This is a genomic window from Runella sp. R0.1_18, from assembly GCF_057652155.1.
The window spans coordinates 1-488 of record NZ_JBYFCK010000098.1; the positions used below are offsets into that span (position 1 = coordinate 1).

The window sequence follows — 488 nt, forward strand, 5'->3', positions numbered from 1 at the left end:
AGCGCACGGGCGCCCCCGTGGTTCTCAACCACATCATAGCCTGCAAAACTGACTAACTGGCGAATGTTTTCAAAACCAGTAAAGCCGTTGGTTTCAGCAATGATAGTAGCCACTGAGAGTAGAGCTAAACCTTTGATTTGACATAACTGCTCAATCTTAGCTTTAAGAATTGCTTCTTTTTCAACGAGTTTAGCAATTGCTTGTTTCGTTTCGTCGAGTTGTTTGTCATAGACTTTAATCAGCTTCTCCAAGTGTTTGATGGTAAACTTATCAATGGTTCGGCTATGTAAAATCGAGTGTCGTTGATTCTCAGATTGGTTTTTAAGCTCTTGAAGCATCTGATAATGAAGGGTTAGCATCCGTAATTGACAAATACTCTTCGATAGTGGCTGCCATAGTTTTAGGTTTTGCTCTAAACCCATTTGTGATAAACCTCGAGCGTCAATTTTGTCGTTTTTAGATTTATTGCCGATGCTTTTGAGGTAATG

General features: G+C 40.0%; 1 protein-coding gene. It reads right to left on the reverse strand.

Features of this window, described 5'->3' with window-relative positions; genetic code table 11:
* A partial coding sequence (locus AC23P2_RS31225; protein WP_487776810.1) for a transposase occupies nt 1-338 on the reverse strand: 338 nt, incomplete at its 3' end.
* Nucleotides 339-488 lie beyond the last annotated feature (150 nt).